The organism is Aquabacterium parvum (assembly GCF_001447195.1).
GTDB classification, from domain to species: Bacteria; Pseudomonadota; Gammaproteobacteria; order Burkholderiales; family Burkholderiaceae_C; genus Aquabacterium; species Aquabacterium parvum.
In genome coordinates this window covers 78825-103589 of sequence record NZ_LFRI01000045.1, presented here as the reverse complement: position 1 = coordinate 103589, position 24765 = coordinate 78825, and the positions used below count along the sequence as shown (strand labels likewise).

Genomic DNA, 24765 nt, shown 5'->3' with positions numbered 1-24765 from the left:
CATGGAATTTGCCGTCGTCCTGCTCGTCATCGCCGTCATCTTCATCGCCAAGTCGGTCAAGGTCGTGCCCCAGCAAAGCGCGTGGGTGGTCGAGCGGCTGGGCAAGTTCCACACCACGCTCAAACCGGGTTTGAACGTGCTGATGCCCTTCATCGACAAGGTGGCCTACGAGCACTCGCTCAAAGAGATCCCGCTGGACGTGCCCAGCCAGGTCTGCATCACCAAAGACAACACCCAGCTGCACGTCGACGGCATCCTGTACTTTCAGGTGACCGACCCGATGCGCGCCAGCTACGGCTCGTCCAACTACATCATCGCCATCACGCAGCTGGCGCAAACGACCCTGCGCTCGGTCATCGGCCGCATGGAGCTGGACAAGACCTTCGAAGAGCGCGACGCGATCAATGCCTCGGTGGTCACTTCGCTGGACGAAGCAGCGCTGAACTGGGGCGTGAAGGTTCTGCGATACGAAATCAAGGACCTGACACCGCCCGCAGAGATCCTGCGCTCGATGCAGCAGCAGATCACGGCCGAGCGAGACAAGCGCGCGCGCATCGCCGAATCCGAGGGCCGCAAGCTCGAGCAGATCAACCTGGCCACGGGTGAGCGCGAATCGCACATCGCCAAATCCGAGGGCGAAAAGCAGGCCGAGATCAACCGCGCTGAGGGCGAGGCTGCTGCCATTGCGTCGGTGGCCGATGCCACGGCCGATGCCATCCGCAAGATCGCGGCCGCGATCAACGAGCCAGGCGGGCAACAGGCCGTGCAATTGAAGGTCGCGGAAAAGGCAGTTGAGGCCTATGCGCAGCTGGCCCAGAAGAACAACACCATGATCGTGCCCGGCAACATGAGCGAAGTCTCATCGCTCATCGGCACGGCCATGGCCCTGATCAAGTCCACGCCGACGGGCAAGCCATGAGCGTGCTGCTGACGCCCGGTCGCAACGTGCTGGGTGGGCCGCTGCTTGCCTGCTCGTATGCGCCTGTGACGGGCTATTTTCGCGACGGCTGCTGCCGCACCCGAGCAGACGACAGCGGCAGGCACGTGGTCTGCGCCCGCATGACGGCGGCCTTCCTCAACGACTCGCTCGAACGCGGCAACGACCTCATCACGCCGCGCCCGGAGTGGCGCTTTCCAGGGCTCAAGCCGGGGGACCGCTGGTGCGTGTGCGCCGAGCGCTGGCTGCAAGCAGAGCGCGCTGGCGTGGCACCACCTGTCTCGCTTGAGGCCACGCATGAATCGGCGCTGGAGGTGATCCCGCTGGCGCTGCTGCAGGCGCACGCCATCCAGGCGGGGCGAATCGAAGGCTCAGGCGAGGCCTGAGGAAGGCGGTGCGGCCAGCAGGTCACGAAGCCCCTGCTCGTCCAGGATGGTGATGCCCAGGTCCTGGGCCTTGTCGAGCTTGCTGCCCGCTTCGGCACCGGCCACCACGTAGTGCGTCTTCTTGGAGACCGACCCGGCCACCTTGGCACCGGCGGCTTCCAGCATGGCCTTGGCCTCCTCGCGACCCAACGTGGGCAGCGTGCCGGTGAGCACCACGGTCTTGCCGAACAGCGGCAATGTGGCGGCATCGGCCTCGGCCGAAGGCTCGTGCTCGGGCCAGTTCACGCCGGCCGCCCGGAGTTGCTCGACCACCTCGCAGTTGTGCGGCTGGTCGAAAAAGGTGCGGATGCTTTGCGCCACGATCGGGCCGACATCTCGCACGGCCAGCAACTGCTCGAAGCTGGCGTTCATGATGCCTTCCTTGTTCTCGTCGTCCTTGTGACCCATCTTGCCGAAGTGGCGGGCCAGGTCCTTGGCGGTTGTTTCGCCAACGTGGCGGATGCCCAGACCGAAGAGGAAGCGCGGCAGCGTGGCCTTTTGCTTGCTCTGCTCCAGCGCGTCGATCAGGTTCTGCGCGCTCTTCTCGGCCATGCGGTCGAGCCCGGCCAACTTGGCCAGGCCCAGTTTGTACAACTCAGGCAGCGTGCGAACGATGCCGCCTTCCACCAACTGGTCGACCAGCTTTTCACCCAGGCCTTCGATGTCCATGGCGCGGCGCTGGGCGAAGTGCAGCAGCGCCTGCTTGCGCTGCGCGGCGCAGAACAGGCCGCCGGAGCAACGGTGGTTGACCTCGCCCGGCTCGCGCACCACGGTGCTGCCGCAGACCGGGCATTGCGAGGGCATGCGGAAGTTGGGCACGTAGGCAGGCCGCTCGCCTGGCACCACGCCGACGACTTCGGGGATCACATCGCCCGCACGGCGCACGATCACGGTGTCGCCGACGCGCACGCGCTTGCGACGCAACTCGAACAGGTTGTGCAGCGTGGCGTTGGTGACGGTCACACCGCCCACGAACACCGGCTTGAGGCGCGCCACAGGCGTGAGCTTGCCGGTGCGGCCCACCTGGATGTCGATGCCTTCGACCTGCGTGAGCTGCTCTTGCGCGGGGTACTTGTGTGCCACGGCCCAACGGGGCTCGCGTGTGACGAAGCCCAGTCGCTCTTGCAGGTCGCGGCGGTTGACCTTGTAGACGATGCCATCGATGTCGAATGGCAGCTGGTCGCGGCGCGCACCCATCTCACGGTGAAATGCAACCAAACCGGCTGCCCCCTCGGTGACACAGCGCTCTGCGCACACAGGCAAGCCAAAAGCGGCCAGCGCGTCGAGCACACCGCTGTGCGTCTCAGGCGTGTCCCAGCCTTGCACCTCACCCAGGCCGTAGGCAAAAAAGCTCAAAGGCCTTTGGGCGGCGATGGCTGGGTCGAGCTGGCGCACGGCACCTGCGGCGGCGTTGCGCGGGTTGACAAAGGTCTTGGCGCCCTGCTCGCGCTGGCGTTCGTTGAGGGCCTCGAACGAATCGCGGCGCATGAACACCTCACCGCGCACCTCGATCACTGGCGCTTGCACGCCTTGCAGCCGCAGCGGGATCTGACCGATGGTGCGAATGTTCTGGGTCACGTTCTCGCCGGTTTCACCGTCGCCGCGTGTGGCGGCCTGAACCAGCACGCCATGTTCGTATCGCAGGTTGATGGCGAGCCCGTCGAACTTGAGCTCGGCGGCGTATTCCACCAATGGGGCCTCGTCACCCAGCGCAAGCTCGCGTCGAACACGGGCATCAAAGGCCTCAGCGCCACTCGCTTCGGTGTCGGTCTCGGTGCGGATCGAGAGCATGGGCACGGCATGACGAACGGGCTCGAAGCCATCCAGCACCTGGCCAATGACCCGCTGCGTGGGCGAATCGGGCGTGCGCAGCTCTGGGTGTTCAGCCTCGAGGGCTTGCAGGGCCTGGAACAGGCGGTCGTACTCGGCGTCGGGGATGGTGGGCTCGTCGAGCACGTAGTAGCGGTGGGCGTGCTCATTGAGCAAGGCCCGCAGGCGCGCTGCTTCAGTGGCCGCCGGCAGGGGCTCGGATGCCGCCGGACCCCGAGGCTCGGTGGGAGCAAACAGGTCGTTCTGAGACATCAGCTGAACAGGCGGCGGGTGGAGGGAGCCCCGGCGGCCAGGTCTCGCGCGGCCAAGGCCACGTACAGCTTGTCCAGCTCGCCCTCGATCATCGCGAAGGCTGCCGGCGAGAAAGGCTGTCCCTGGTCATCGAGCATGACCGCGTCCATGGTCAGGCAAAGGGCCTCACCAGCGGCGCACCAGGCTTTGAACGGCGCAAGCTCAGAGGCCGTTTGAGGCACGTCGAAGCACAGCAGCAACTCGCGCAGCGTGGCCTGGTCGGCGTCTTCCGCGAAAGCGGCTTGGGCGTCGAACTGCAGGGTCAGCACGGGCGGAGCTCCGTCTTCCGCTCCGGGCAAAACGAACCGGCCAGGCAGCACGCCGGGAACGAAGCCGTGCCGCGCTGCCTGCTGCTGCACGTAACCCAGTGACCAGGCACTGCCCTTGGCCGCCAGGCGCATCGCCAGTTGCGCGTCGTGGGCGCTGGCGAAGGCGTCGAGCTCGCGGGCGCGGGCGACGACGTCCAGCATGTCTGGGAACTCCACGGCTGCGCCCAGCACATCGGCCATCGTCTGCAGCTTCTGCACGAACTCGGAGTACTCGATTTCGTTGAGGCTGCCCGTGCGGTTGGCCAGCAGCACGCCGCCTTGCAGCTCGGTGTAGAGCACGCCTGCTTGGGGCAACTCCCACTCGCCGCAATCGGCACGCAGGGCCTCGACCAACACAGGCTTGCTGCCCGCACGCCTGGTGGGCGGCAGGTGCAGCAGGATGTGGTCACCGCTGAGCGGCGACTCGATCGTCAAGGTGGCGATGGCGTCGACCAGGGCATCGAGGCGAGGCCCACCTCGGCGAACTGGCGGCAGGCTTGTGGCGACGGCGTTGGGGGCAAACTCCAGCGAAACAGGACCGCCTGCATCCACCATCGGCTCGGTGGGCACGCTGTCGAGCGACAAGCCCGACTGGACGCTGCTGTCAACAGGCTCGAGTGTGGCCCGCCGAGGTTGGTTGGCTGCAGCACGGCGCGCCGTCCAGGCACCGTGGGCCACGACGGCCGCCAGAACGATGCCGCCGAGGATGGCGAGGTAAAGGGTCAGGGAGTGGTTCATGGGGAATCTGTGGGGCGAGACGGCGGGCCTCAGGCTGCATGGGCCATGCCGAGCGCGGCTTCCATGTCGACCGCAACGATGCGAGAGACGCCTTGCTCCTGCATGGTCACGCCGACAAGCTGTTCGGCCATCTCCATCGCGATCTTGTTGTGCGAGATGAAGAGGAACTGGGTGCCGCTGGACATGTTCTTGACCAGGCGGGCGTAGCGTTCGGTGTTGGCGTCGTCCAGCGGCGCGTCGACCTCGTCGAGCAGGCAGAACGGCGCCGGGTTGAGCTGGAAGATGGCGAACACCAAGGCGATGGCGGTGAGCGCCTTCTCGCCGCCCGAGAGCAGGTGGATGGTGCTGTTCTTCTTGCCGGGCGGGTGGGCCATGACCTGCACGCCCGCGTCGAGGATCTCGTCGCCGGTCATGACCAGCTTGGCGCTGCCGCCACCAAAGAGGCTGGGGAACATGCGCCCGAAGTGCTCGTTGACGGTGTTGAAGGTGGCGCCCAGCAGGTCTCGGGTTTCGAGGTCGATCTTGTGGATGGCGTCCTCCAGGGTGCCGATGGCGTCGAGCAGGTCTGCCATCTGCGAATCGAGGAAGCCTTTGCGTTCGCGCGCGGCGGTGAGCTCGTCGAGTGCGGCCAGGTTGACGGCGCCCAGGGCGTTGATCTCGCGCTGGATGCGGTCGATCTCGGCCTGCAGGCCGAAGAGCTTGACGCCGTCGCGCTCGATGACCTCGGCCAGGGCCACCAGGTCAACGCCCGCGGCGGTGAGCTGCTCCATGAACTGCGCACCGCCCAAGGAGGCAGCCTGCAGTTCCAGTTGCAGCTTGGTGATCTGGTCACGCAGGGGCTGCAGGCTGTGCTCGAACTGCATGCGCTGCTCGTCGAAGCGGCGCAGTTGGGCTGACAGGTCGTCGTAGCGCTGGCGGGCCTGGCTGAGCGCGCCTTCGCGCTGCAGGCGCACGGCCAGCGCTTCGTCAAGGCCCGTCTGCGCCGAGGCGTCGTTCAGGCGGGCCTGCTCTTCCAGCAACTGCGCCACCGACGATTCATTGGCCTGGATCTGCTGCGAGGCGGTCTCGATGCTGCGTTGCAGCTCACCGCGCCGCGCGCCCATGCTGCGCACACTGAAGGTGGCCTCCTGGGCTTGGCGCTCCAGCGCACGAGATTGTTCGCGGGCTTGGTTGAGTTTGCGTTCGGCCTCGATGACATGCTCTTCGAGTTCGGCGTGCTTCTCTTGTGTTTCACCCAGGTGGATGTCGAGCTCTTCGAATCGGGCCTCGCCTTCTGCGCGGCGCTCCTGCAGGCCCTCGAGCTGCGCGTCGAGTTCGGCCAGCTCCTCGTCGATCTGGCCGCGGCGGCTGTTGGCCTGCTCGGCCTGCTGGCTCAGGCGCAACAGCTCCACCTGCCACTGGTGCACACGCTGCTGCACCTCGCTGGCTTCGCGCCGAACGGCGCCCAGGCGCTGGGAGGCGTCGGTGTAGGCAGCTTCTGCGCGGATCAAGGCTGCACGGGCGTCGTCCGCGATCAGGCTCTGCGCCCTCACCTGCTTTTCCAGGTTCTCGATTTCCTGGGCGCGGGCCAGCATGCCAGCCTGCTCGGAATCGGGTGCATAAAAGGTGACGGCGAACTGGCTGACCGCGTGCCCGGCAGGGGTCATGATGACCTCACCATGCGTGAGCTTGCCTCGGTTTGCCAGAGCCTCTTCCAGGTGGGCGGCGGTGTAGACGCCTTCCAGCCAGTCGTTCATCAGGGCCTTGAGCCCACCATCGCTCAGGCGCAGCAGGTCGCTCAGGCGCGGCAGGGTCTGGTGCGTGTTCTGGATGCCGGGCTGCGGCAAGCTGTAGAAGGCCAGCTTGGCGGGCGGGGCGTCGAGTTCAAAGGCGCGCACGGTTTCGACGCGCCCCACCTCGAGCGCTGCCAGACGTTCGCGCAGGGCCGATTCGAGCGCGTTCTCCCAACCCGATTCGATGTGAACGCGGGTCCACAGGCCTTGCAGGCTGTCCAGACCGTGCTTGGCCAGCCAGGGCTTGAGCTTGCCTTCGGTCTGCACCTTGTCTTGGAGCGCGCGAAGGGCTTCGAGGCGGGCGCTGAGTTCGGCCAGCTTGGCCGACTGGAACTGGCTGTCTGACTGCACGGCTTTGCGGCCTTCATCGAGCGCGGGCACCGACTCGGACAGCTCCTCCAGCCGGGCCTCGATGACGCCCTGCTCTTCCTGACCCGCCTCGTGCTGGCGACGCAGGTCGCTCAGGCGCAGCTCGTCGGGCGCGGCCAGGCCCTGCACTTCCACACGCAGGCGTTCGCGGCGTTGCTGAATCTGGCGCGATTGTTCGTCCAAGTTGCGCGATTCGGCAGCCAGCAGCTGGATCTGCTGCTGCACCTGGCCAGCCACCTGGCGCTGGTCGTTGGCGCGCTGCGTGGCGGCACGCACGGCGTCCTCCAGAGACGGCACGTTGCCCGCCAGCTCCTCGGCCTGAGCAGCCAGAATCTCGGCCTGCTCTTCGCAGGCGGCCATCTTCTCGGCCAGCTCTTCGAGCTCGACCTGCGCCGACTCGGCGCGCATGCCCCATTGCTCGTTCTGGGCCTTGATTTCAGCCAGGCGCTGCTCGACCTTCTGGCGGCCTTCGACCACGTAGCGGATGCGCTCTTCCAGGCGGCTGACCTCTAGGCTGGCCTCGGCCAGGGCGCCCTGGGCCTCGTGCAGTGAATCGCTGGCGGCGTAGTGGTCTTGCCGCACGTGTTCCAGCTCGGCCTCGACCGATCGCAGCTCGGCCATGCGGGCTTCCAGCGCATTGGTCGCTTCACTGACCGCAGCGTGGATGCGCGTCTCTTCAGACGAGGCATCGCGGTGCTTGAGGAACCACAGCTGGTGCAGTTTGGTGGCGCCCTGTTCCTGCAGCGTGTGATACCGAGAAGCCACCTCGGCCTGCTTTTCCAGCTTGTCGAGGTTGCTGTTGAGCTCGCGCAGGATGTCCTCCACCCGCGTGAGGTTTTCACGCGTGTCCTTCAGGCGACTCTCGGTCTCGCGGCGGCGCTCCTTGTACTTGGAGACACCTGCGGCCTCTTCCAGGAACAAGCGCAGCTCTTCAGGCTTGGACTCGATGATCCGACTGATGGTGCCCTGGCCGATGATGGCGTAAGCGCGCGGCCCCAGGCCCGTGCCCAGGAAGACGTCCTGCACGTCGCGGCGGCGCACCGGCTGGTTGTTGATGAAGTAGCTGGAGGTGCCGTCACGCGTGAGCACGCGCTTGACCGCGATCTCGGAGAACTGGTTCCACTGCCCGCCGGCCCGTCCCGACTCGTTGCTGAAAACGAGTTCGACGCTGGCTCGGCTGGCCGGCTTGCGGTTGCCCGAACCATTGAAGATGACGTCCTGCATGGACTCGCCACGCAACTCGGACGCCTTGGACTCGCCCAGCACCCAGCGCACGGCGTCCATGATGTTGGACTTGCCGCAGCCATTGGGCCCCACCACGCCGACCAGCTGGCCAGGCAGCTGGAAATGGGTCGGCTCGGCAAAGGACTTGAACCCTGAGAGCTTGATTGAGTTAAGACGCATCTAAGTCGTTGATTTTCCTGATGAATTTCAGGAAATCCCTGGCCTTTTCAAGCTCAGGATGATACCATCCGGGATTCGACGAATTCCTGCTCATCCCACGTTGTGAAGACCATGGCCAAGAACACCAAGACCCCCGCCGCCAAGCCGGCAAGCCAACCCCGTGCAGCCAGGAAGTCGGCCGCGGCCAAGCTGGAGGTCGGCACGCGCGCCAAACCCGCCGTCGCGCCCTCGACGCCTTCGCGTCACCTGGACGTCTTCCCCAACCCCGCCCCCGAGCGCGACTACGTCATCCAGTTCCAGGTGCCCGAGTTCACCTGCTTTTGCCCGCTGACCAAGCAGCCGGACTTCGCGCACTTCACCATCGACTGCATCGCCGACAAGCTGTGCATCGAGCTCAAGAGCCTGAAGATGTACATGTGGAGCTACCGCGACCAGGGCGCCTTCCACGAGAAGGTCACCAACGACATCCTGTCGGACATGGTCAAGGCCATCAACCCGCGTTTCCTGCGCATCACGGCCAAGTGGTATGTGCGCGGCGGCATCTACACCAACGTCGTCGTCGAGCACCGCAAGAAGGGCTGGAAGCCCGCCCCCAAGGTCGAGCTGCCCCAGCACAACGCAGAAACCGGCCTGCTGGGCTGACGCTCCCATGCTGGACTGGGCTTTGTGTGCAGTCATCCTGGCTGCAGCATTGCCTTTTCGTCCGTGGCTGCCACTGCGCCACGGACCCCTCGTGCACCCCTGGCTGGGCGCCATGGTCTTGCTGCCCCTGCTCTGGTGCACCGATCGCCTGCTGCCGTCCGGCATGACCATGCACGTCTCGTCGGCCTGCCTGATGACGCTGATGTTTGGCTGGCCACTGGCCATGTGGAGCCTGGTGCCTGTCGCTTTTTTGGCAGGCTGGTTCGGGCACGGCCAGCTGCCGCCCCTCGGCGAGGTGGCGTCTCACCTGGCGTGGCTGGGTCTGGTGCCCGGCACACTCGGCCTGCTGATCGGGCTGGCCGTGCGGCGCTTGCTGCCGCACCACATCTTCGTTTTCATCCTGGGGCGCGCCTTCATGACCAGCATCGCCGCCGTGGTGCTGACCGGCGCGCTCGCCTGGCTGGCCGGTCGCAAGCCGGAGGTGTTCAGCACGCTGGAATGGATGCTCGGCTACACCCTGGTGGCCTGGGGCGAAGGCTTCAGCACCGGCATGCTGATTGCCATCTTCGTGGCATTCAAACCCGAATGGGTCCTGACCTACTCGGACGAGCGTTACCTGCCCAGGCGCCCCAACCGGCAAGACGCCTGACGCGAAAGCCTGGTTCGTCAGCAGATCGCCCCTGCGCCGCTCAAGCGCAAGGGCCTGACTGCTCCGGTGGTTAAAGGTGCCCCCCCACGGCGCCGATAACCGTTGCAACACTTCGCCCGAGCCGATGAACCTGCCACCTTGGTTGAACGCCGTCGCCCGCCCTCTGGGGGGATCCGATCCCCAGCGGGCCAGGCACGTGCTTTTTGTCCTTGCGTCCACGCAGCTGTACATCGTGAACCTGGGCATCATCTGGCACTCGGTCCACCTGGGCCTGCTGCAGCCGCAGATCGCCCGCGACCTGACCTGGGGCAGCATCCTGACCCTGTCGATCGTGTTCCTTCTCGTGCGCAGCGGGTGGAGTCAGCGCCTGAGCGACCCCGTGGTCACCCTGCCGCATGCCTTGATCAGCATCGCACTGTGCTTCATGGCTTACCTGCGGGTGGGCGAGCACCGTGCCAGCGTCCTCATCCTGGTGGCCGAAGCCATCGTGATGTGCATGTTCCGGCTTCGCCCCACGCAGATGGTGGTGCTGGGCATGAGCTCGGTGGGCATGTTGCTGATGTGCGTGATCGCCCTGACCTGGGCAGACCCCGTTCGCTACCCGGCCTCCACCGGACTGATGCACTTCGTCATCGGGGGCTCGACGCTGCTGATCCTGTCGCTGGTGGCCAAGTGGGTCACCGACATCCGGGTTCGCATCGGCCTGCAGTCCAAGGAGCTCTCGCAAGCGCTCAACACCTTGCAGCACATGGCCACCCAGGACAGCCTGACAGGGCTGCTCAATCGCCGCATCATGGTCGACCTGGTCGAGACCGAGCTCAAGCTGGTCGAGCGCCACGGGCACCCCATGACCGTGGCCCTGGTCGACCTGGACCACTTCAAATCGATCAACGACCGATTCGGCCACCAGGCGGGTGACGCGGTGTTGATCGGCTTCGCCAACCTGGCCCAGACCCAGCTCAGGCAGGTCGACAAGGTGGCCCGCTGGGGCGGCGAGGAGTTCCTCATCATGCTGCCTCAAGTCAAGGCCAGCGAAGCCTTCACCGCACTGGAGCGGCTGCGCCTGTCGATGGGCAGCCTGACGTTCCCAGGGCACCCAAGCGTGAACGCCACCTTCTCCGTGGGCCTGGCGCAGGCCCGCCAGGGCGAAAGCCTCGAACACCTGATCGAGCGGGCAGACCAGGCGCTCTACCTGGCCAAACGCCAAGGTCGCAACCGAAGCCACGTGGCCGATGAAGAGGCCGAAGCCGACGTGGCGGTGGGCCTTGCACCGCTGACGGGGGGCCACGCATGAGCGAGACCCTGAGCAACATGCCGCAGCACGACCCCATCATCGATTCGATGGGGCGGCTGGTCAAACTCATCTTTGGGCCGGACCGGGCCACGCGAGCACGCACTGGCGTCATCTTGTTGTGCGCGCTGATGTACGCCATCTGCTGCAGCGCGGCCTTCTACGCCGCCGAGGTCGGCATGATGCGCGACTTCGCGCCCAAGCTGCTGCTGCTCACCACCATCCCCTGCTACACGGCCTTCTACGTGCTGGTGCGCACCGGTCGCACGCGCACCTTGCGCGACCCGAACCTGATGATCCCGCAGCAGAGTTTCTCGCTGCTGGCCATCGCCTTCGCCTACACCGCCATCGGCCCCCACGACCGGGGACTGGTGCTGGTGCTGATCGCCCTGGTGATGGTGTTCGGCATGTACACGCACCAGCCACGACAGGCCGCCTTTGCCGGCGTGCTGGCGATGGTGCTGCTGGCCATGTGCATGGGCGTGCTGTCGCACATCGACCCCGTGTATTACCCGCCCACGCTGGAGCTGCTGCGCTTCGAATTGATGATCGGCACGCTGCCGCCGCTGATCCTGGCGGCCTACCAGATCTCGGCCTGGCGCAACCGCCTGGCTCAGCAACGCCGCGAGCTTCGCGACACGTTGGAGAAGGTGCAAACGCTGGCCAGCCGCGACGCGCTGACGGGCCTGTACAACCGCCGTCACATGCAGGATCGCCTGGTCGACAGCGCCAAACGCCACGAACGCTACGGCGAGCGCTTCACCGTCGTGCTGGTGGACCTGGATCACTTCAAACGCATCAACGACGTGCACGGCCACCGCGTGGGCGACGAAGCGCTGATGGCCTTTGCATCGGCGGCCACCCTGGCCCTGCGAGAGTCGGACACCGTGGGCCGATGGGGCGGCGAAGAGTTCCTTTTCATCTTGCCCAACACCAGCCCGACCAAGGCCCTCGTGGCCCTGGATCGCTTGCGTGCCGCACTGCAGCACTGCAGCATCTCGTCTCGCGTGCCTGGCCTGAGGGTCGCCTTCTCGGCGGGGATCGCCCAGCACGACGTGGCCGCACCGGTCCACCGCACCCTGGAGCGAGCCGACCACGCGCTCTACCAGGCCAAGACGGCCGGGCGCAACCGCAGCCTGGTGTCGCCCAGCGACCCCCGCTGAAGCCGGGCAGCACTGCACGGATCTGCTCGCCCGCGCACAGACCCCGCGGCCATGTCGCGTCAGGGCCATGCCAGCCCTGGGATAATGCCGCGCATGAACCCCCTGCTGCAGCGTCTTCAGCCCTACCCCTTCGAGCGCCTGCGCGGCCTGACCGCCGGCGTGACCCCGAACCCTGCCCTGCGCGCCATCAGCCTGGGCATCGGCGAGCCCAAGCACCCCACGCCCGCCTTCATCAAGCAGGCCTTGACCGACGCGCTGGACGGCCTGGCCGCCTACCCCGCCACCGCCGGTGAGCCCGCCCTGCGCGAAGCCTGCGCCGCCTGGGTGCAACGCCGTTACGGCCTCAAGCTCAATGCTGCCACGCAGATCCTGCCCGTCAACGGCTCGCGCGAAGCGCTGTTTGCCCTGGCCCAAGCCGTCATCGACCCGACGCAGCACCGCGATGTCGGTGGCCCGGCCGTGGTCTGCCCCAACCCTTTCTACCAAATCTACGAAGGCGCGGCCCTGCTGGCGGGGGCTCGCGTGGTCTTTGCCAACTCCGACCCGGCGCGCAACTTCGCCGCCGACTGGGGCAGCATCCCCGAATCGACCTGGGCCACCACGCAGTTGCTCTACGTTTGCTCCCCTGGCAACCCGACAGGTGCGGTCATGCCGCTCGACGAATGGCGCAAGCTCTTCGAGCTGAGCGACCGCTTCGGCTTTGTCATCGCCTCGGACGAGTGCTACTCGGAAATCTACTTCCGCGAAGGCGAAGGCGCCGCCCCTCTGGGTGGGCTTGAGGCCGCCGCTCAACTGGGCCGTGTCGATTTCAAGAACCTGATCGCGCTGACCAGCTTGTCCAAGCGCTCCAACGTGCCCGGCCTGCGCTCTGGATTTGTCATGGGTGACGCCACCCTGATGAAGGCCTTCCTGCTCTACCGCACCTACCACGGCAGCGCCATGAGCCCCTCCGTGCAGAAGGCCAGCATCGCCGCCTGGAACGACGAGGGCCACGTGGTCGAAAATCGCGCCCTCTACCGCCAGAAGTTCGAGCGCGTCACGCCCCTGCTGGCCGAGGTCATGCACGTGGCCTTGCCCGACGCCGGCTTCTACCTCTGGGCCGAGGTGCCCGCCCACGTCTGTGGCGGCAGCGACGAGGTTTTCACGCGCGAGCTGCTGGCTCAATACAATGTGGCGGTGCTGCCCGGCAGCTACCTCGCCCGCGAAGCCCATGGGATCAACCCCGGTCGCGGTCGGGTGCGCATGGCGCTGGTGGCCGGCGTCGACGAATGTGTGGAAGCCGCCGAGCGCATCCGCGCCTTCATCCGCTCATTCCCGCGTTGATCGCAAGCGGGCACACAAACCCCTCATCTCCCTCGAGCAGCCCCCAGCCGCTCGCGGACACCCCCTCCGATACGCTCTCCGATAGAAAGCCAAAACATGAGCCAAGCCCTGCAAAACACCATCGACCAGGCCTGGGAAAACCGCGCCGAGCTGTCCGCTGCCAGCGCCCCCGCCGAAGTTCGTGACGCAGTCAACCACATCATCGACGCCCTGGACACCGGCAAGCTGCGCGTGGCCGAGAAAATCAACGGCGCCTGGGAAACCCACCAGTGGGTCAAGAAGGCCGTGCTGCTGAGCTTCCGCCTCAACGACAACGTGCCCATGGGCGACGGCGCCCTGCAGTTCTACGACAAGGTGCCCACCAAGTACGCCGGCATGTCGGCCGAGCAACTCAAGGCCACCGGCGTGCGCGTGGTGCCGCCGGCCGTGGCCCGTCGCGGCTCCTTCCAGGCCAAGAACGTGATCCTGATGCCGTCCTACGTGAACATCGGCGCCTACGTCGACGAAGGCACCATGGTCGACACCTGGGCCACCGTCGGCTCTTGCGCCCAGATCGGCAAGAACGTCCACCTGTCGGGTGGTGTCGGCATCGGTGGCGTGCTGGAGCCCCTGCAAGCCAACCCCACCATCATCGAAGACAACTGCTTCATCGGCGCGCGCTCCGAAGTGGTCGAAGGCGTGATCGTGGAAGAGAACTCGGTGATCTCGATGGGCGTGTACATCGGCCAGTCGACCAAGATCTACGACCGCGCCACGGGCGAAGTCAGCTACGGCCGCATCCCCGCTGGCTCGGTGGTGGTCTCGGGCAACCTGCCTTCGGCCGACGGCAAGTACTCGCTGTACTGCGCGGTCATCGTCAAGCGCGTGGACGCCCAGACGCGCTCGAAGACCAGCATCAACGACCTGCTGCGCGGCGCCTGATGCGCTGGACCCGGGCCTGCAGCATGCAGGCCCTTCTTGTCTGAACCCTTGCAAAAACAGCTGAGGAGAGATCGATGAGTGGAGGCAACCTCGAACGCGTGCTGCGTCTGATGGCCGAGAAGAAGGCGTCGGACGTCTTCCTGTCGGCCAAGACGCCGATCCTCATCAAGATCAACGGTCAGATCATGCAGCTGACCGACCAGGTCCTCACGCCCTCTCAGCCTCGGCAACTGCTGGCTGAGATGATCTCTCCCACACAGATGGAAGAGCTCGACGAGACCGGCGAGCTCAACATGGGCATCACCATCCCTGGTGTGGCCATCTTCCGCTTGAGCGCGTTCAAGCAGCGCGGCTCGGTGGCTGCGGTGTTCCGCTACATCCCCTCCGACATCCCGGCGCTGGACACGCTCAACGTGCCGCCCGTGCTCAGCGAACTGGTGCTGCAAAAGCGCGGTCTGATCATCCTGGCCGGGGCCACCGGCACTGGCAAAAGCACCACGCTGGCCTCGATGCTGGAGCATCGCAACCAGCGCATGACTGGCCACATCCTCACCATCGAAGACCCGCTCGAGTTCCTGTTTTCAAACAAGAAGTCCATCGTCAACCAGCGCGAGGTCGGCCGCGACACGCAATCGCTGCAAGTCGGCTTGAAGAACGCCTTGCGCCAGGCCCCTGACTGCATCCTGATCGGCGAAATCCGCGACCGGGAGACCATGACGGCCGCCATCTCGTACGCGCTGTCGGGCCACCTGGTGCTGTCGACCCTGCACGCCAACAACAGCTACCACGCGCTCGGCCGGATCCTGTCCTTCTACACGCCGGAAGCCCGGCCAGCCTTGCTCTCCGACCTGGCTTCGGGCCTCAAAGCCATCATCTCTCAGCGCTTGCTCAAAGCCGAAGCCGGCCCCAGCGCCGGCGGCCGGGTGCCAGCGGTCGAGGTCCTGCTCAACACCACGCTGGTCTCCGAGATGATCGACCGAGGCGACTTCAATGGCGTCAAGGAAGCGATGGAGAAGTCGATGGCAGAAGGCTCGCAGACTTACGAGCAAGACATCGCCCGACTGATCAACGAAGGCATCGTCAGCCGCGACGAAGGCCTGATCAACTCCGACTCGCCGACCAACCTGATGTGGCGCCTGCAAAACAGCACGGCCACCCAGTCCAAGCTGATCGCCAAGCCGGCCGAAGAAGAACACGGCCCCTCGTTCACCGAAATCACCCTGGACGTGCACGCCGAAGACCCCGCCTCCAACTTCGGCGGCATCCGACACTGAGACGCCCAAGGCGCCGACACCAAGCATCATGACCGACACCCTGCGCCTGACCGAGGCGCTGATCGCCCGCCCTTCCGTCACCCCCGAAGACCTCGACTGCCAGCAACTGATGGTCGAGCGCCTGAGGCCCCTGGGTTTCGAGTGCCACACCCTGGTCTTCGGCCCGCCCAACGCGCCGGTGACCAACCTGTGGGCGATCAAACGCGGCCGCGATGCCTCCGCACCGGTGTTGGCTTTTGCCGGCCACACCGACGTCGTGCCCACCGGCCCGCTCGATCAATGGTCCTCGCCACCCTTCGTGCCCACGCATCGCGATGGCCTGCTCTTCGGCCGTGGCGCCGCCGACATGAAGACCTCGCTGGCCGCCATGGTCGTGGCCACCGAGGCCTTTGTGGCCCGCCACCCTGATCACGCCGGCAGCGTCGCCTTCCTCATCACCAGTGACGAAGAAGGCCCGTCTGTGGACGGCACGGTCAAGGTCTGCGAATGGCTGCAGCAACAAGGCCAGCGCCTGGACGCCTGCATCGTCGGCGAGCCCACCTCGGTCAAGCAGGTGGGCGACATGATCAAGAATGGCCGCCGCGGCTCGCTCTCGGGCAAGCTGCGCGTCAAGGGCGTGCAGGGCCACATCGCCTACCCGCACCTGGCCAAAAACCCGATCCACCAGCTCGCCCCCGCCCTGGCCGAGCTGGTCACCATCGCCTGGGACCAGGGCAACGACCACTTCCCGCCCACAACCTGGCAGTGCTCCAACGTCCATGCAGGCACGGGCGCCAACAACGTCATCCCCGGCGAGGTGGTCGTTGATTTCAACTTCCGCTTCTCGACCGAGTCCACGCCCGAATCGCTGCAGCAGCGCCTTGAAGACGTGCTGCGCCAGCATGGCCTGGACTTCCACATCGACTGGACGCTGGGCGGACGCCCCTTCCTGACCCGCAAAGGACCACTCGTTGACGCCATTTCGGCCGCCATCAAGCAGGTCACAGGCGTCACCACCGAGCTGTCCACCACCGGCGGCACTTCCGACGGTCGTTTCATCGCTCAGATCTGCCCGCAAGTCGTCGAGTTCGGGCCTGTCAACGCCAGCATCCACCAAATCGACGAACACGTGCGCGTCGCCGACATCGAGCCTTTGAAGGACATCTACCTCGGCACCCTGGAAAGGCTGCTGGCGTGACCCTCGTCGAATTGATCGAACAAGCCGCCGCTCGCCTGGACGCCGCGCAAGTCGGCTACGGCCACGGCACCACCAATGCGTTCGACGAGGCCGCCTGGCTGGTGATGTGGCGCCTGGGGCTGCCCCTCGACGCGCTCGATGAGAACGAGCAGCGCGCCGTGAGCAACGAAGAACGCCAGCAGGCCGACGCCCTGATCGAAGAGCGCATCGCCACCCGCAAGCCCGCCGCTTACCTCACCAAGCAGGCCTGGCTGCAAGGCGTGCCCTTCTACGTCGATGAACGCGCCATCGTGCCGCGCTCCTTCATCGCCGAGGTGCTCGCCGACGGCAGCATCGACGCCTGGCTGAGCGACCACACCCAGCGCGTGCTCGATTTGTGCACCGGCAACGGCAGCCTGGCCGTGCTCGCCGCCATGGCCTACCCCGACGTCAGCGTCGATGGCGCAGACATCAGCCCCGACGCACTGGCCGTGGCCCGCATCAACGTCGAGCAGCACGGCCTGCAAGACCGCATCACCCTGCTGCAAAGCGATGCCCTGAGTCAGGTCAACGGCCCCTACGACCTGATCCTCTGCAACCCGCCCTACGTCAACGCCGACTCGATGGCCAAGCTGCCTGCCGAGTACCGCGCCGAACCCGAGCTGGCCCTGGCCTCCGGCACCGACGGCATGGACTTCACGCGCGCCCTGTTCGCTGCCCTGCGCGCCGAGCCCGACCAATTCATGAGCGAAGACGCCGTGCTGGTGCTGGAAATCGGCAACGAGAGGGCGAACTTCGAGCGCGCCTTTCCCGACCTTGCAGTGACCTGGCTGCCCACTTCTGCGGGCGACGACCAACTGCTGCTCGTCACGCGCGACGCGCTGCTGCTGGGCGACACCCCCGGCACGCACCTGGCCTGAGCCTCCCATGATCAACCTCAAGAACGTTTCCCTGTTGCGGGGCACGAAGCCCGTGCTCGCCGGCGCCAGCGCCACCCTGCACCCCGGTGAGAAGGTCGGCCTGATCGGCCGCAACGGCGCCGGCAAGTCTTCGCTGTTCTCGCTGCTGGCCGGCCGCCTGCAAGCCGACGCAGGCGACGTCGAGATCCCGCCCAGCTGGCTGCAACCCGGCGGCATGGCCGAGGTCGCGCAGAACATGCCTGAAACCGACGAGCCCGCCACCGAGTTCGTGCTGCAAGGTGACACGCGCCTGATGGCAGCCCGCCAGGCGCTCGCCAACGCCGAGGCCGCAGACGACGGCAACGCCATCGCAGAGGCCTACATGTCCCTGGCCGATGCCGGCGACTTCGACGCCCACGCCCGCGCGCAGGCCCTGCTGCTCGGCCTGGGCTTCCAGCTTGAGCAGACCACCGCACCCGTCAACAGCTTCTCGGGTGGCTGGCGCATGCGCCTGCAGCTCGCCCGCGCCCTGATGTGCCCGGCTCAACTGCTCCTGCTCGACGAGCCCACCAACCACCTGGACCTCGATGCCCTGGTCTGGCTGGAAAGCTGGCTGCAACGCTACGAGGGCACGCTGATCATCATCAGCCACGACCGCGAGTTCCTCGACGCCATCACCCGTGTCACCCTGCACCTCGACGAAGGCAAGCTGACGCGTTACACCGGTGGCTACACGGCTTTTGAGGCCATGCGCGCCGAACGCCTGAGCCAGCACCAGGCCGCTTACGGCAAGCAGCAAGAGCGCATCGCCCACCTGCAAAAGTTCATCGACCGCTTCAAGGCCAAGGCCAGCAAGGCCCGCCAGGCCCAAAGCCGCGTCAAGGCCCTGGAGCGCATGGAAAAGCTCGCACCCGTGCTCACGGCCAGCGACTTCGAATTCAGCTTCCCCGAGCCCGCCAGCCTGCCCAACCCCATGCTGGTCATGCAAGACCTGCAATGCGGCTACCTGCCCGCCAGCGAAGATGCCGAGCCGATCACCATCGTGCGCGGCGTCAACCGCTCGGTGCTGCCAGGCCAGCGCATCGGCATCCTGGGCGCCAACGGCCAGGGCAAATCCACCCTGGTCAAGACCCTGGCCCACATGCTGCCCGCCATCGCTGGCGACGTCACCGAAGGCAAGGGCCTGAGCATCGGCTACTTCGCTCAGCAAGAGCTCGACGTGCTGCGCACCGACGAAGGCCCGCTGGCGCACATGATCCGCCTGGCCAGGGAAGTGGGCCCGCAGGCACGCGAGCAGGAACTGCGCGATTTCCTGGGGCGCTTTCGCTTCACTGGCGACATGGTCTCGCAACCCGTCGGCCAGTTCAGCGGCGGCGAAAAGGCCCGCCTGGTGCTGGCGCTGGTCGTGTGGCAACGCCCCAACCTGCTGCTGCTCGACGAGCCCACCAACCACCTCGACCTCACCACCCGCGAAGCGCTCAGCATCGCGCTCAACGAGTTCGAAGGCACGGTCATGCTGGTCAGCCACGACCGGGCCTTGCTGCGCGAGGTCTGCGACGAATTCTGGCTGGTCACGCGAGGCGGCGTCAGCACCTTTGACGGCGACCTCGACGATTACCAGAAGTGGTTGCAGGATCAGTCCCGCGCGGTGGCGGCTGCGGCCCGCGCCGCACGAGATCAGCGGGGGACGAACGAAGCCCCCGTCCCCTCACCCGCGCCATCGCCCACCCAAGCGACTGCAACAGATGCATCGGCTGGCAACCGCAAGGAAGACCGCAAGGCGAACGCCCAAGCTCGCCAACGTGCCACCGAGCAAGCCAAGCCCCTCAAAGCGGAACTCAAGCGCATCGACACCCGACTGGCGGCCGCACAGGCCGAGTCGGAGCAGATCACGGCCCAACTGGGTCAAGGCGCCCTGAACGGAGCCGAACGGGCCGAACTGGGCAAACGCCTCAAGGCCCTGGGCGACGAAATCGAGGCGCTCGAGTCCCGGTGGCTGGAACTCACCGAAGAGATCGAGCAACTCGGGAGCTGAGCACCGACCAAGCTCAGCGCACCGCTTGGTGCGCCGCTCGGTGCTCAGCCATGGCCTGACAACCCACGCATAGGGCAGCTTCGGGCAACACGCTCAAGCGCAAAGCCCCGATGGGTTCGCCGCATTCAAGGCACAAGCCATAACTGCCCTCCGCCATCCGCGCCAAGGCCCCCTGGATGGCCCTCAGCTCTTCCTGCTCATGGTGCAGCATCGCGATCACCTCGTCGTCGGCCTCCGCCGCGCAAGCGGCTTCGGTGCCAGCAACGAACGTGTTGGCCGTCACAGCCTGCTCGCTGGCCAGGCGCTCGCGCAGGGCCACGTCCTGGGCAGACAACTCAAGGGCTCGTTCTTCCAGCCTGGCTTTGAGGCCATCAAGTTGGATGACTCCCGGATCAACCGGGACTGACCCGGGACGGAGGATGGCCGACATCGATGCTCCTGCTCGCGCTCAATGCGCATTTGTTCACGGGTCAAGCTTAGGAGCCAGCCAGAATCAGGGCCTTGCTCCGCATCAAGCACCCGCTGCGGCGCCATGGGCCTAACATCACGCCATGTCCGATCCCAACCACGCGCCCTCGCCACCAGGCCCGGACCAGTTGCTCAGGCTCGACCAGCAACTGTGCTTCGCCCTGTACGCCAGTTCGCTGGCCATGACCAAGCTGTACAAGCCTCTGCTGGCGCCATTGGGGCTGACCTATCCTCAGTACCTGGTGATGCTCGTGCTCTGGGAGCGCGACGACCGCGCCGTGCATGAACTCGGAGAGCTGTTGCAACTGGACTCCGGCACCCTGACCCCGCTGCTCAAGCGCCTTGAGGGCTCTGGGCTGGTCTCGCGTCAGCGCGACCACACGGATGAGCGACGCGTGCGCATCCGCCTGACCGACGCTGGCAGCCAGCTCAAACTCGCGGCCAGCAGCATCCCTGCCTCGGTGATGTGCCAGGTTGGGGGCGAGCTGGACGCCGTGGTCGAGCTTCGCCTGCGCTTGCACGACCTGCGTCAACGCCTGCAAGGACAACCTCGATCCAACTGAGGTCTTTGGCGGTCGACTCCGCCTTTTCAGCTGCCCGGGCGCAAAATCCACAAATCGATTGCACGCAATCTTTCTCAAGAGGACCCCGACATGGCATCTCCCACCCAAATCGTCTACACAGCCCATGCCACAGCCACCGGTGGCCGAGACGGTCGCGCGACCAGCGACGACGGCAAGCTGGACGTGGCCCTGGCCCGCCCCAAGGAGATGGGCGGCAACGGCGCCGGCACCAACCCGGAACAACTTTTCGCAGCTGGCTACAGCGCCTGTTTCCTCGGCGCCATGGGTTTTGTTGCGGCCCAGAACAAGCAATTCCTGCCCGCCGGCACCCAGATTTCTTCAGACGTCGGCATCGGCCCCATCCCGCAGGGGTTCGGCATCACCGTGACACTGCGGATCACGCTGCCAGGCATGCAACGTGAGGCAGCCCAGGCACTTGTCGATGCCGCCCACCAGGTCTGCCCCTACTCCAACGCCACGCGGGGCAACATCACCGTCAACCTCGAGCTGGTCTGACGGAGCTTCCAGGGGCGCGGAGCCGCAACCGACGGCCTCCGCAATAGGCCCAAGAAAGGGTGTTAACCTCACGTAATCCATTAGATACCGAGGTTGACGGGGCGGCTTGCGCCGCCTACCCTTGCGACCCATGCCTTTGACGACCCGACACGCCAGCCGGCGGCCCCGAGCCACCGTCTTCCCTGCCGGGCACGGATCGCAACCCAGCCGCCTGCTGAGAGCCCATCGAGCTGTTCTCGCTGGTGCCTTGCTGCTGAGTTGCCATCTCCTGCCACACACCGCGCTGGCGCAGCAAGCCAGCGTGCCGCCTGCCGTGGGCGCTTCCGCCGCCACGTCCAGCGAAGACCCGGTGGCAAGGTTCCTCTCAGACAAGGGCCTGATCCCCTCCACACGACCGGTCGCCGAACTGGCACAGCAGGTTCGCAACACCGCGACCGACCTCGCCTCCGAACTGGTGCTGTCGGCGATGAACTTCCTGGGCGTGCCCTACCGCCGAGGGGGCAACTCCGAAGAAACAGGTTTCGACTGCAGCGGGTTCACCCGCCATGTGTTCGAGAACAGCGTCGGCCTCATCCTGCCGCGTCGCGCGTCGGAACAAGCCCGTTCGCCCCAGCTGATCCCGGTCCAGCAACAGGCCGAACTCAAGCCGGGTGACCTGGTGTTCTTCAACACCTTGCGCCAAACCTTCTCCCACGTCGGCATCTACATCGGCGACAACAAGTTCATCCACTCGCCACGCGCCGGTGGTCACGTTCGCGTCGAAGACATGCGCCAGGCCTACTGGCAGCAACGCTACAACGGTGCGCGCCGAGCCCCATCGGTTTCGGCCCAGGCAACCCCTGCGGCAGGCACCAACAACTGACCCCTCGGGAGCCCCCAGGCGCGATGGGGTGCCGACATTGGCGGCACAATGACGCCATGACGCCAGACGCCGCCCCGCGGGTAGCCATCATCCCCATCGCAGCAGAAAAACTCAGCCAGCTTCGCGCCATGCCGCCTGCGCTGGATGAACTGCCCGCAACCCTTCGAGACCAGCGGCAGCGCGCATTGCAGGACCTGCGCATCTCGGTCACCGACCGGTGCAACTTCCGCTGCCCGTATTGCATGCCGCGCGCCACCTTCGGCACGCAACACCGCTTCCTGCCCCACAAAGACCTGCTGAGCTTCGAAGAGATCACCCGCACGGCCCGCGCCGCCCTGGCACTGGGGGTTCGCAAACTGCGACTGACGGGCGGCGAACCCCTGCTGCGCAAAGACCTGCCGGCGCTCGTGAGCCAACTCGCCGCCTTGAAAACACCCCAAGGGGTCGCGCCCGAAATCGCGCTGACGACCAATGGCGTTTTGCTCACGCGGCAAGCACGTGCCTTGAAAGAGGCCGGCCTGCAGCGAGTGACCATCAGCCTCGACGGCCTGGACCAGGCTGTTTTCGCTCGCATGAGCGACAGCGGCCTGCACGTGGACGACGTGCTGGCCGGCATCGAGGCAGCCCAGCATGCGGGACTGGGCCCCATCAAGGTCAACATGGTGGTGCAAAGAGGCGCCAATGACGACCAGATCCTGCCGCTGGCTCGCCACTTCCGAGGCACTGGGGTCGAGCTGCGCTTCATCGAATACATGGACGTGGGCAAGACCAACCGATGGCAACTTGACCAGGTGGTGCCCTCCAGCGAGGTGCGTCAGCGCATCGCAGCACAGTGGCCACTCTTGCCCGCCAGCCCGGTCCATGCCGCCGACACCGCCGAGCGATGGCTCTATGCCGACGGCGCTGGAGGCGTCGGCTTCATCTCCAGCGTCACCCAGGCCTTCTGCGGCGACTGCACCAGACTGCGTTTGTCCACCGATGGTCGCCTCTACACCTGCCTGTTCGGCACACGTGGCCATGACTTGCGCGCCCTGCTGCGCAACCCCCACATCGGCGACGACGAACTCAGGCGCCGCATCGCCGCCCTGTGGCAGGCCCGCGATGACCGCTACTCCGAACTGCGCCAGTCCAGCCCACCCACAGGGCTCGGGGACCGGGTGGAAATGAGCTACATCGGTGGCTGAGCGATTGCCCACTCCATGCGCGGATGCAGCCGCGCCAGAACCCAAGGTCCAGGTGACCGCATGGGTGTTGGCGGGCGGGGAAGGTCTGCGCATGGGCGGCGTCGACAAAGGACTGCAGCCCTGGCGAGGACAACCGTTGGCTCAGTGGGTGCTGGAGGCCTTGCGGACACAGGCAGACAAGCTGGGGGTGGGCGCCAACCGCAACCAAGCCAACTACGCGCAGCTGCTTCAGCGCGCCTGCCAAGCCAGCGTCAAATCTCTCGAGCCCAGTGCAAGCGGCCCAGGCAACGCAGGCGTCCATCCTGACTCACCCGAGCTGCCCCCCCGCAGCGGCCCCCTGGCCGGCATCTTGACCGCCCTGCAACACTGCCCGAGCGATTGGCTGCAACTGGCCGCCTGCGACACCCCGAACCTGCCCGTTCACCTGGTTGAACGCTTGCTGGCGGCCGCCCGCCATGCGGGGGCCGACATCGCAGTCCCACGCACGGAGGAGCCCGGAGAGGACGCGCTGGAAGAAAGACTCCACTGGACCTGCGCCCTCATCCACAAGAGGGTGACCCCTGATCTGGCGGCGGCCTTCGTGAAGGGTGAACGCAAAGTCGGACAATGGATCCGCTCTCAGCGCTGGGTGGCGGTATCCTTCGCGCCAGCATGCGACTTCGAGAACATGAACACCCTGGAGACACTGGAGGCTGCAGATGAGCGACGCTGACGCCCAGGTGCGCGTTGGCCGCATCACCGCGGCGGACCTCGGCGCCTACAAGCGCTTGAGGGACGAAGCCTTGCGCCTGCACCCAGATGCTTTCGACGCCGACATCGACAGCGAACAGTCTCGCCCACCGGAGAGCTACTTGTGGCGGCTCGGCATGGGTGAAACGCTGGGCGGCACCTTCCTGCTGGGCGCCTGGGACGGCAGGGAGCTGATCGGCATGATCGGCCTGGAGCGGCAAACCCAGGCCAAGCTGCGCCACAGCGCCGAGTTCAACAGCATGATGGTGCACCCGAGCCACACCGGGCGCGGCATTGGCATCCGGCTTGTGCAGGCGGCCATCGCCGAAGCCAGGCAAGCCATCGGCCTGGAGCAGATCACCTTGCGCGTGAGCACGTCCAGCAACTCAGCCATCCGCCTCTACGAGCGAGTGGGCTTTCAAGGCTGCGGCGTGTTGCCGCATGCCATCAAGCTGGTCGAGGGGCCTGGCCAGGTCCGCTACCACGACAAGCTGACCATGGTCCTCATCCTCTGAGGCCCGAAACCAGGCCCTGGCCTCAGGCTTCGGCTGCACCGCGGTTGGCCAGCGCATCGGCCTTTTCGTTGCCAGGGTCACCCGCGTGCCCCTTGACCCAATGCCAGGCCACGTCGTGCCGGTGGGTCTGGGTTTCAAGCTCCACCCACAACTCGGCGTTCTTGACGGGTTTGTTGTCTGCGGTCTTCCATCCACGGCGTTTCCAGCCGGTGATCCACTCCGTGATGCCCTTGCGGACGTATTCGCTGTCTGTGTAGACATCGACCTTGCAGCGCTTCTTGAGCGCGGTCAGGGCCTGGATGACGGCAGTCAGCTCCATGCGGTTGTTGGTGGTCAGGCGCTCGCCGCCCCACATCTCTTTCTGATGCTGACCACTGACCATCCAGACGCCCCAGCCACCTCGGCCAGGGTTGCCCTTGCAGGCCCCGTCGGTGTAGACGACCACCGCAGGGTTGTTGTTCTCGCTCATCGAATCTCGCTTGTTAGCAGTCACGCGGTTTG

Annotated in this window: 23 protein-coding genes; 18 read left to right on the top strand and 5 right to left on the bottom strand. The window is 66.1% G+C overall.

The window, feature by feature from the left end; translation table 11 throughout:
- Position 1: 1 nt before the first annotated feature.
- The gene (locus tag ABG80_RS01245) at positions 2–919 is read left to right on the top strand and encodes an SPFH domain-containing protein (protein ID WP_058085968.1); all 918 of its coding nucleotides are present in this window, start codon (positions 2–4) and stop codon (positions 917–919) included.
- Positions 916–1323 (top strand): DUF2237 family protein, encoded by a 408-nt coding sequence (locus ABG80_RS01240; RefSeq protein ID WP_058085967.1) that lies wholly within the window; start codon positions 916–918, stop codon positions 1321–1323. Before ABG80_RS01245 ends, ABG80_RS01240 begins: the two co-directional genes overlap by 4 nt.
- Here the strand turns inward: ABG80_RS01240 and ligA are convergent.
- The 3 genes from ligA to smc are packed head-to-tail and all read right to left on the bottom strand — an operon-like array spanning position 1309 to position 8074.
- Positions 1309–3444 carry an NAD-dependent DNA ligase LigA gene (gene ligA, locus ABG80_RS01235; protein WP_058085966.1) on the bottom strand — a complete coding sequence of 712 codons (2136 nt, stop codon included), beginning with the start codon at positions 3442–3444 and terminating at the stop codon, positions 1309–1311. The genes ABG80_RS01240 and ligA overlap by 15 nt on opposite strands.
- Complete coding sequence (locus ABG80_RS01230) at positions 3444–4529, bottom strand: hypothetical protein (protein ID WP_058085965.1); 1086 nt, start codon at positions 4527–4529, stop codon at positions 3444–3446. The genes ligA and ABG80_RS01230 overlap by 1 nt, the downstream gene beginning before the upstream one ends.
- Positions 4530–4558: 29 nt before the next feature.
- Positions 4559–8074 carry a chromosome segregation protein SMC gene (gene smc / locus ABG80_RS01225; protein ID WP_058085964.1) on the bottom strand — a complete coding sequence of 1172 codons (3516 nt, stop codon included), beginning with the start codon at positions 8072–8074 and terminating at the stop codon, positions 4559–4561.
- Between the two features lie 189 nt (positions 8075–8263).
- Here smc and queF point away from each other — a divergent pair, with 189 nt between their 5' ends.
- The 10 genes from queF to ABG80_RS01175 all read left to right on the top strand — a co-directional run bounded on the left by queF (position 8264) and on the right by ABG80_RS01175 (position 19427).
- A complete protein-coding gene (gene queF, locus ABG80_RS01220; RefSeq protein WP_058086040.1) occupies positions 8264–8716 on the top strand; it encodes a preQ(1) synthase in 453 nt (150 codons plus the stop codon).
- Between the two features lie 7 nt (positions 8717–8723).
- Positions 8724–9365, top strand: a complete 642-nt coding sequence (locus ABG80_RS01215; protein ID WP_058085963.1) for an energy-coupling factor ABC transporter permease — start codon at positions 8724–8726, stop codon at positions 9363–9365.
- 196 nt (positions 9366–9561) lie between these two features.
- Complete coding sequence (locus tag ABG80_RS01210; RefSeq protein ID WP_160322398.1) at positions 9562–10659, top strand: GGDEF domain-containing protein; 1098 nt, start codon at positions 9562–9564, stop codon at positions 10657–10659.
- A complete protein-coding gene (locus ABG80_RS01205; protein ID WP_058085961.1) occupies positions 10656–11819 on the top strand; it encodes a GGDEF domain-containing protein in 1164 nt (387 codons plus the stop codon). Before ABG80_RS01210 ends, ABG80_RS01205 begins: the two co-directional genes overlap by 4 nt.
- A 93-nt stretch (positions 11820–11912) precedes the next feature.
- Positions 11913–13142, top strand: coding sequence for a succinyldiaminopimelate transaminase (dapC, locus tag ABG80_RS01200; protein WP_058086039.1), 1230 nt, complete (start codon positions 11913–11915; stop codon positions 13140–13142).
- A gap of 96 nt (positions 13143–13238) precedes the next feature.
- Complete coding sequence (gene dapD, locus ABG80_RS01195; RefSeq protein WP_058085960.1) at positions 13239–14063, top strand: 2,3,4,5-tetrahydropyridine-2,6-dicarboxylate N-succinyltransferase; 825 nt, start codon at positions 13239–13241, stop codon at positions 14061–14063.
- A 74-nt stretch (positions 14064–14137) separates the two neighbouring features.
- Positions 14138–15337: a PilT/PilU family type 4a pilus ATPase gene (locus ABG80_RS01190; RefSeq protein ID WP_058085959.1), complete on the top strand. Its 1200-nt coding sequence runs from the start codon at positions 14138–14140 to the stop codon at positions 15335–15337.
- A 28-nt stretch (positions 15338–15365) separates the two neighbouring features.
- Complete coding sequence (dapE, locus tag ABG80_RS01185) at positions 15366–16514, top strand: succinyl-diaminopimelate desuccinylase (protein ID WP_058085958.1); 1149 nt, start codon at positions 15366–15368, stop codon at positions 16512–16514.
- Positions 16511–17413, top strand: a complete 903-nt coding sequence (gene prmB, locus ABG80_RS01180; protein ID WP_058085957.1) for a 50S ribosomal protein L3 N(5)-glutamine methyltransferase — start codon at positions 16511–16513, stop codon at positions 17411–17413. The genes dapE and prmB overlap by 4 nt, the downstream gene beginning before the upstream one ends.
- Positions 17414–17420: 7 nt before the next feature.
- The gene (locus ABG80_RS01175; RefSeq protein ID WP_058085956.1) at positions 17421–19427 is read left to right on the top strand and encodes an ABC-F family ATP-binding cassette domain-containing protein; all 2007 of its coding nucleotides are present in this window, start codon (positions 17421–17423) and stop codon (positions 19425–19427) included.
- Between the two features lie 13 nt (positions 19428–19440).
- On the opposite strand, the gene ABG80_RS23335 is transcribed toward ABG80_RS01175, so the two are convergent.
- Entirely contained in the window at positions 19441–19857 is a 417-nt protein-coding gene (locus ABG80_RS23335; RefSeq protein ID WP_058085955.1) for a TraR/DksA family transcriptional regulator, read from the bottom strand.
- A gap of 121 nt (positions 19858–19978) precedes the next feature.
- Between ABG80_RS23335 and ABG80_RS01165 the strand changes: the two genes are divergently transcribed.
- From ABG80_RS01165 to ABG80_RS01140, 6 genes are all read left to right on the top strand, one after another.
- Positions 19979–20458, top strand: a complete 480-nt coding sequence (locus ABG80_RS01165; RefSeq protein ID WP_058085954.1) for a MarR family winged helix-turn-helix transcriptional regulator — start codon at positions 19979–19981, stop codon at positions 20456–20458.
- 90 nt (positions 20459–20548) lie between these two features.
- On the top strand, positions 20549–20974 hold the full coding sequence (locus tag ABG80_RS01160) for an organic hydroperoxide resistance protein (protein WP_058085953.1): 426 nt from the start codon (positions 20549–20551) through the stop codon (positions 20972–20974).
- Positions 20975–21104: 130 nt separating this feature from the next.
- Positions 21105–21836 (top strand): C40 family peptidase, encoded by a 732-nt coding sequence (locus tag ABG80_RS01155; protein ID WP_083505699.1) that lies wholly within the window; start codon positions 21105–21107, stop codon positions 21834–21836.
- A gap of 56 nt (positions 21837–21892) precedes the next feature.
- On the top strand, positions 21893–23020 hold the full coding sequence (moaA, locus tag ABG80_RS01150) for a GTP 3',8-cyclase MoaA (RefSeq protein WP_058085952.1): 1128 nt from the start codon (positions 21893–21895) through the stop codon (positions 23018–23020).
- Positions 23013–23732, top strand: coding sequence for a molybdenum cofactor guanylyltransferase (mobA, locus tag ABG80_RS01145; RefSeq protein ID WP_321166023.1), 720 nt, complete (start codon positions 23013–23015; stop codon positions 23730–23732). The genes moaA and mobA overlap by 8 nt, the downstream gene beginning before the upstream one ends.
- The gene (locus ABG80_RS01140) at positions 23719–24264 is read left to right on the top strand and encodes a GNAT family N-acetyltransferase (protein WP_058085951.1); all 546 of its coding nucleotides are present in this window, start codon (positions 23719–23721) and stop codon (positions 24262–24264) included. Before mobA ends, ABG80_RS01140 begins: the two co-directional genes overlap by 14 nt.
- 22 nt (positions 24265–24286) lie before the next feature.
- Here the strand turns inward: ABG80_RS01140 and rnhA are convergent, their stop codons facing one another.
- Positions 24287–24733, bottom strand: coding sequence for a ribonuclease HI (gene rnhA / locus ABG80_RS01135; RefSeq protein WP_058085950.1), 447 nt, complete (start codon positions 24731–24733; stop codon positions 24287–24289).
- Positions 24734–24765: the final 32 nt, after the last annotated feature.

What these genes read in the sequence shown, in the direction of transcription:
- ABG80_RS01240 (WP_058085967.1), top strand. Translation starts at nt 916, where the DNA reads ATGAGCGTGCTGCTGACGCCCGGTCGCAACGTGCTGGGTGGGCCGCTG.
- ABG80_RS01215 (WP_058085963.1), top strand. Translation starts at nt 8,724, where the DNA reads ATGCTGGACTGGGCTTTGTGTGCAGTCATCCTGGCTGCAGCATTGCCT.
- ABG80_RS01155 (WP_083505699.1), top strand. Translation starts at nt 21,105, where the DNA reads ATGCCTTTGACGACCCGACACGCCAGCCGGCGGCCCCGAGCCACCGTC.
- smc (WP_058085964.1), bottom strand. Translation starts at nt 8,074, where the DNA reads ATGCGTCTTAACTCAATCAAGCTCTCAGGGTTCAAGTCCTTTGCCGAG.
- ABG80_RS23335 (WP_058085955.1), bottom strand. Translation starts at nt 19,857, where the DNA reads ATGTCGGCCATCCTCCGTCCCGGGTCAGTCCCGGTTGATCCGGGAGTC.
- ABG80_RS01245 (WP_058085968.1), top strand. Translation starts at nt 2, where the DNA reads ATGGAATTTGCCGTCGTCCTGCTCGTCATCGCCGTCATCTTCATCGCC.
- rnhA (WP_058085950.1), bottom strand. Translation starts at nt 24,733, where the DNA reads ATGAGCGAGAACAACAACCCTGCGGTGGTCGTCTACACCGACGGGGCC.
- dapD (WP_058085960.1), top strand. Translation starts at nt 13,239, where the DNA reads ATGAGCCAAGCCCTGCAAAACACCATCGACCAGGCCTGGGAAAACCGC.
- ABG80_RS01175 (WP_058085956.1), top strand. Translation starts at nt 17,421, where the DNA reads ATGATCAACCTCAAGAACGTTTCCCTGTTGCGGGGCACGAAGCCCGTG.
- ligA (WP_058085966.1), bottom strand. Translation starts at nt 3,444, where the DNA reads ATGTCTCAGAACGACCTGTTTGCTCCCACCGAGCCTCGGGGTCCGGCG.
- moaA (WP_058085952.1), top strand. Translation starts at nt 21,893, where the DNA reads ATGACGCCAGACGCCGCCCCGCGGGTAGCCATCATCCCCATCGCAGCA.
- dapE (WP_058085958.1), top strand. Translation starts at nt 15,366, where the DNA reads ATGACCGACACCCTGCGCCTGACCGAGGCGCTGATCGCCCGCCCTTCC.
- ABG80_RS01140 (WP_058085951.1), top strand. Translation starts at nt 23,719, where the DNA reads ATGAGCGACGCTGACGCCCAGGTGCGCGTTGGCCGCATCACCGCGGCG.
- ABG80_RS01230 (WP_058085965.1), bottom strand. Translation starts at nt 4,529, where the DNA reads ATGAACCACTCCCTGACCCTTTACCTCGCCATCCTCGGCGGCATCGTT.
- ABG80_RS01190 (WP_058085959.1), top strand. Translation starts at nt 14,138, where the DNA reads ATGAGTGGAGGCAACCTCGAACGCGTGCTGCGTCTGATGGCCGAGAAG.
- ABG80_RS01165 (WP_058085954.1), top strand. Translation starts at nt 19,979, where the DNA reads ATGTCCGATCCCAACCACGCGCCCTCGCCACCAGGCCCGGACCAGTTG.
- ABG80_RS01160 (WP_058085953.1), top strand. Translation starts at nt 20,549, where the DNA reads ATGGCATCTCCCACCCAAATCGTCTACACAGCCCATGCCACAGCCACC.
- ABG80_RS01205 (WP_058085961.1), top strand. Translation starts at nt 10,656, where the DNA reads ATGAGCGAGACCCTGAGCAACATGCCGCAGCACGACCCCATCATCGAT.
- dapC (WP_058086039.1), top strand. Translation starts at nt 11,913, where the DNA reads ATGAACCCCCTGCTGCAGCGTCTTCAGCCCTACCCCTTCGAGCGCCTG.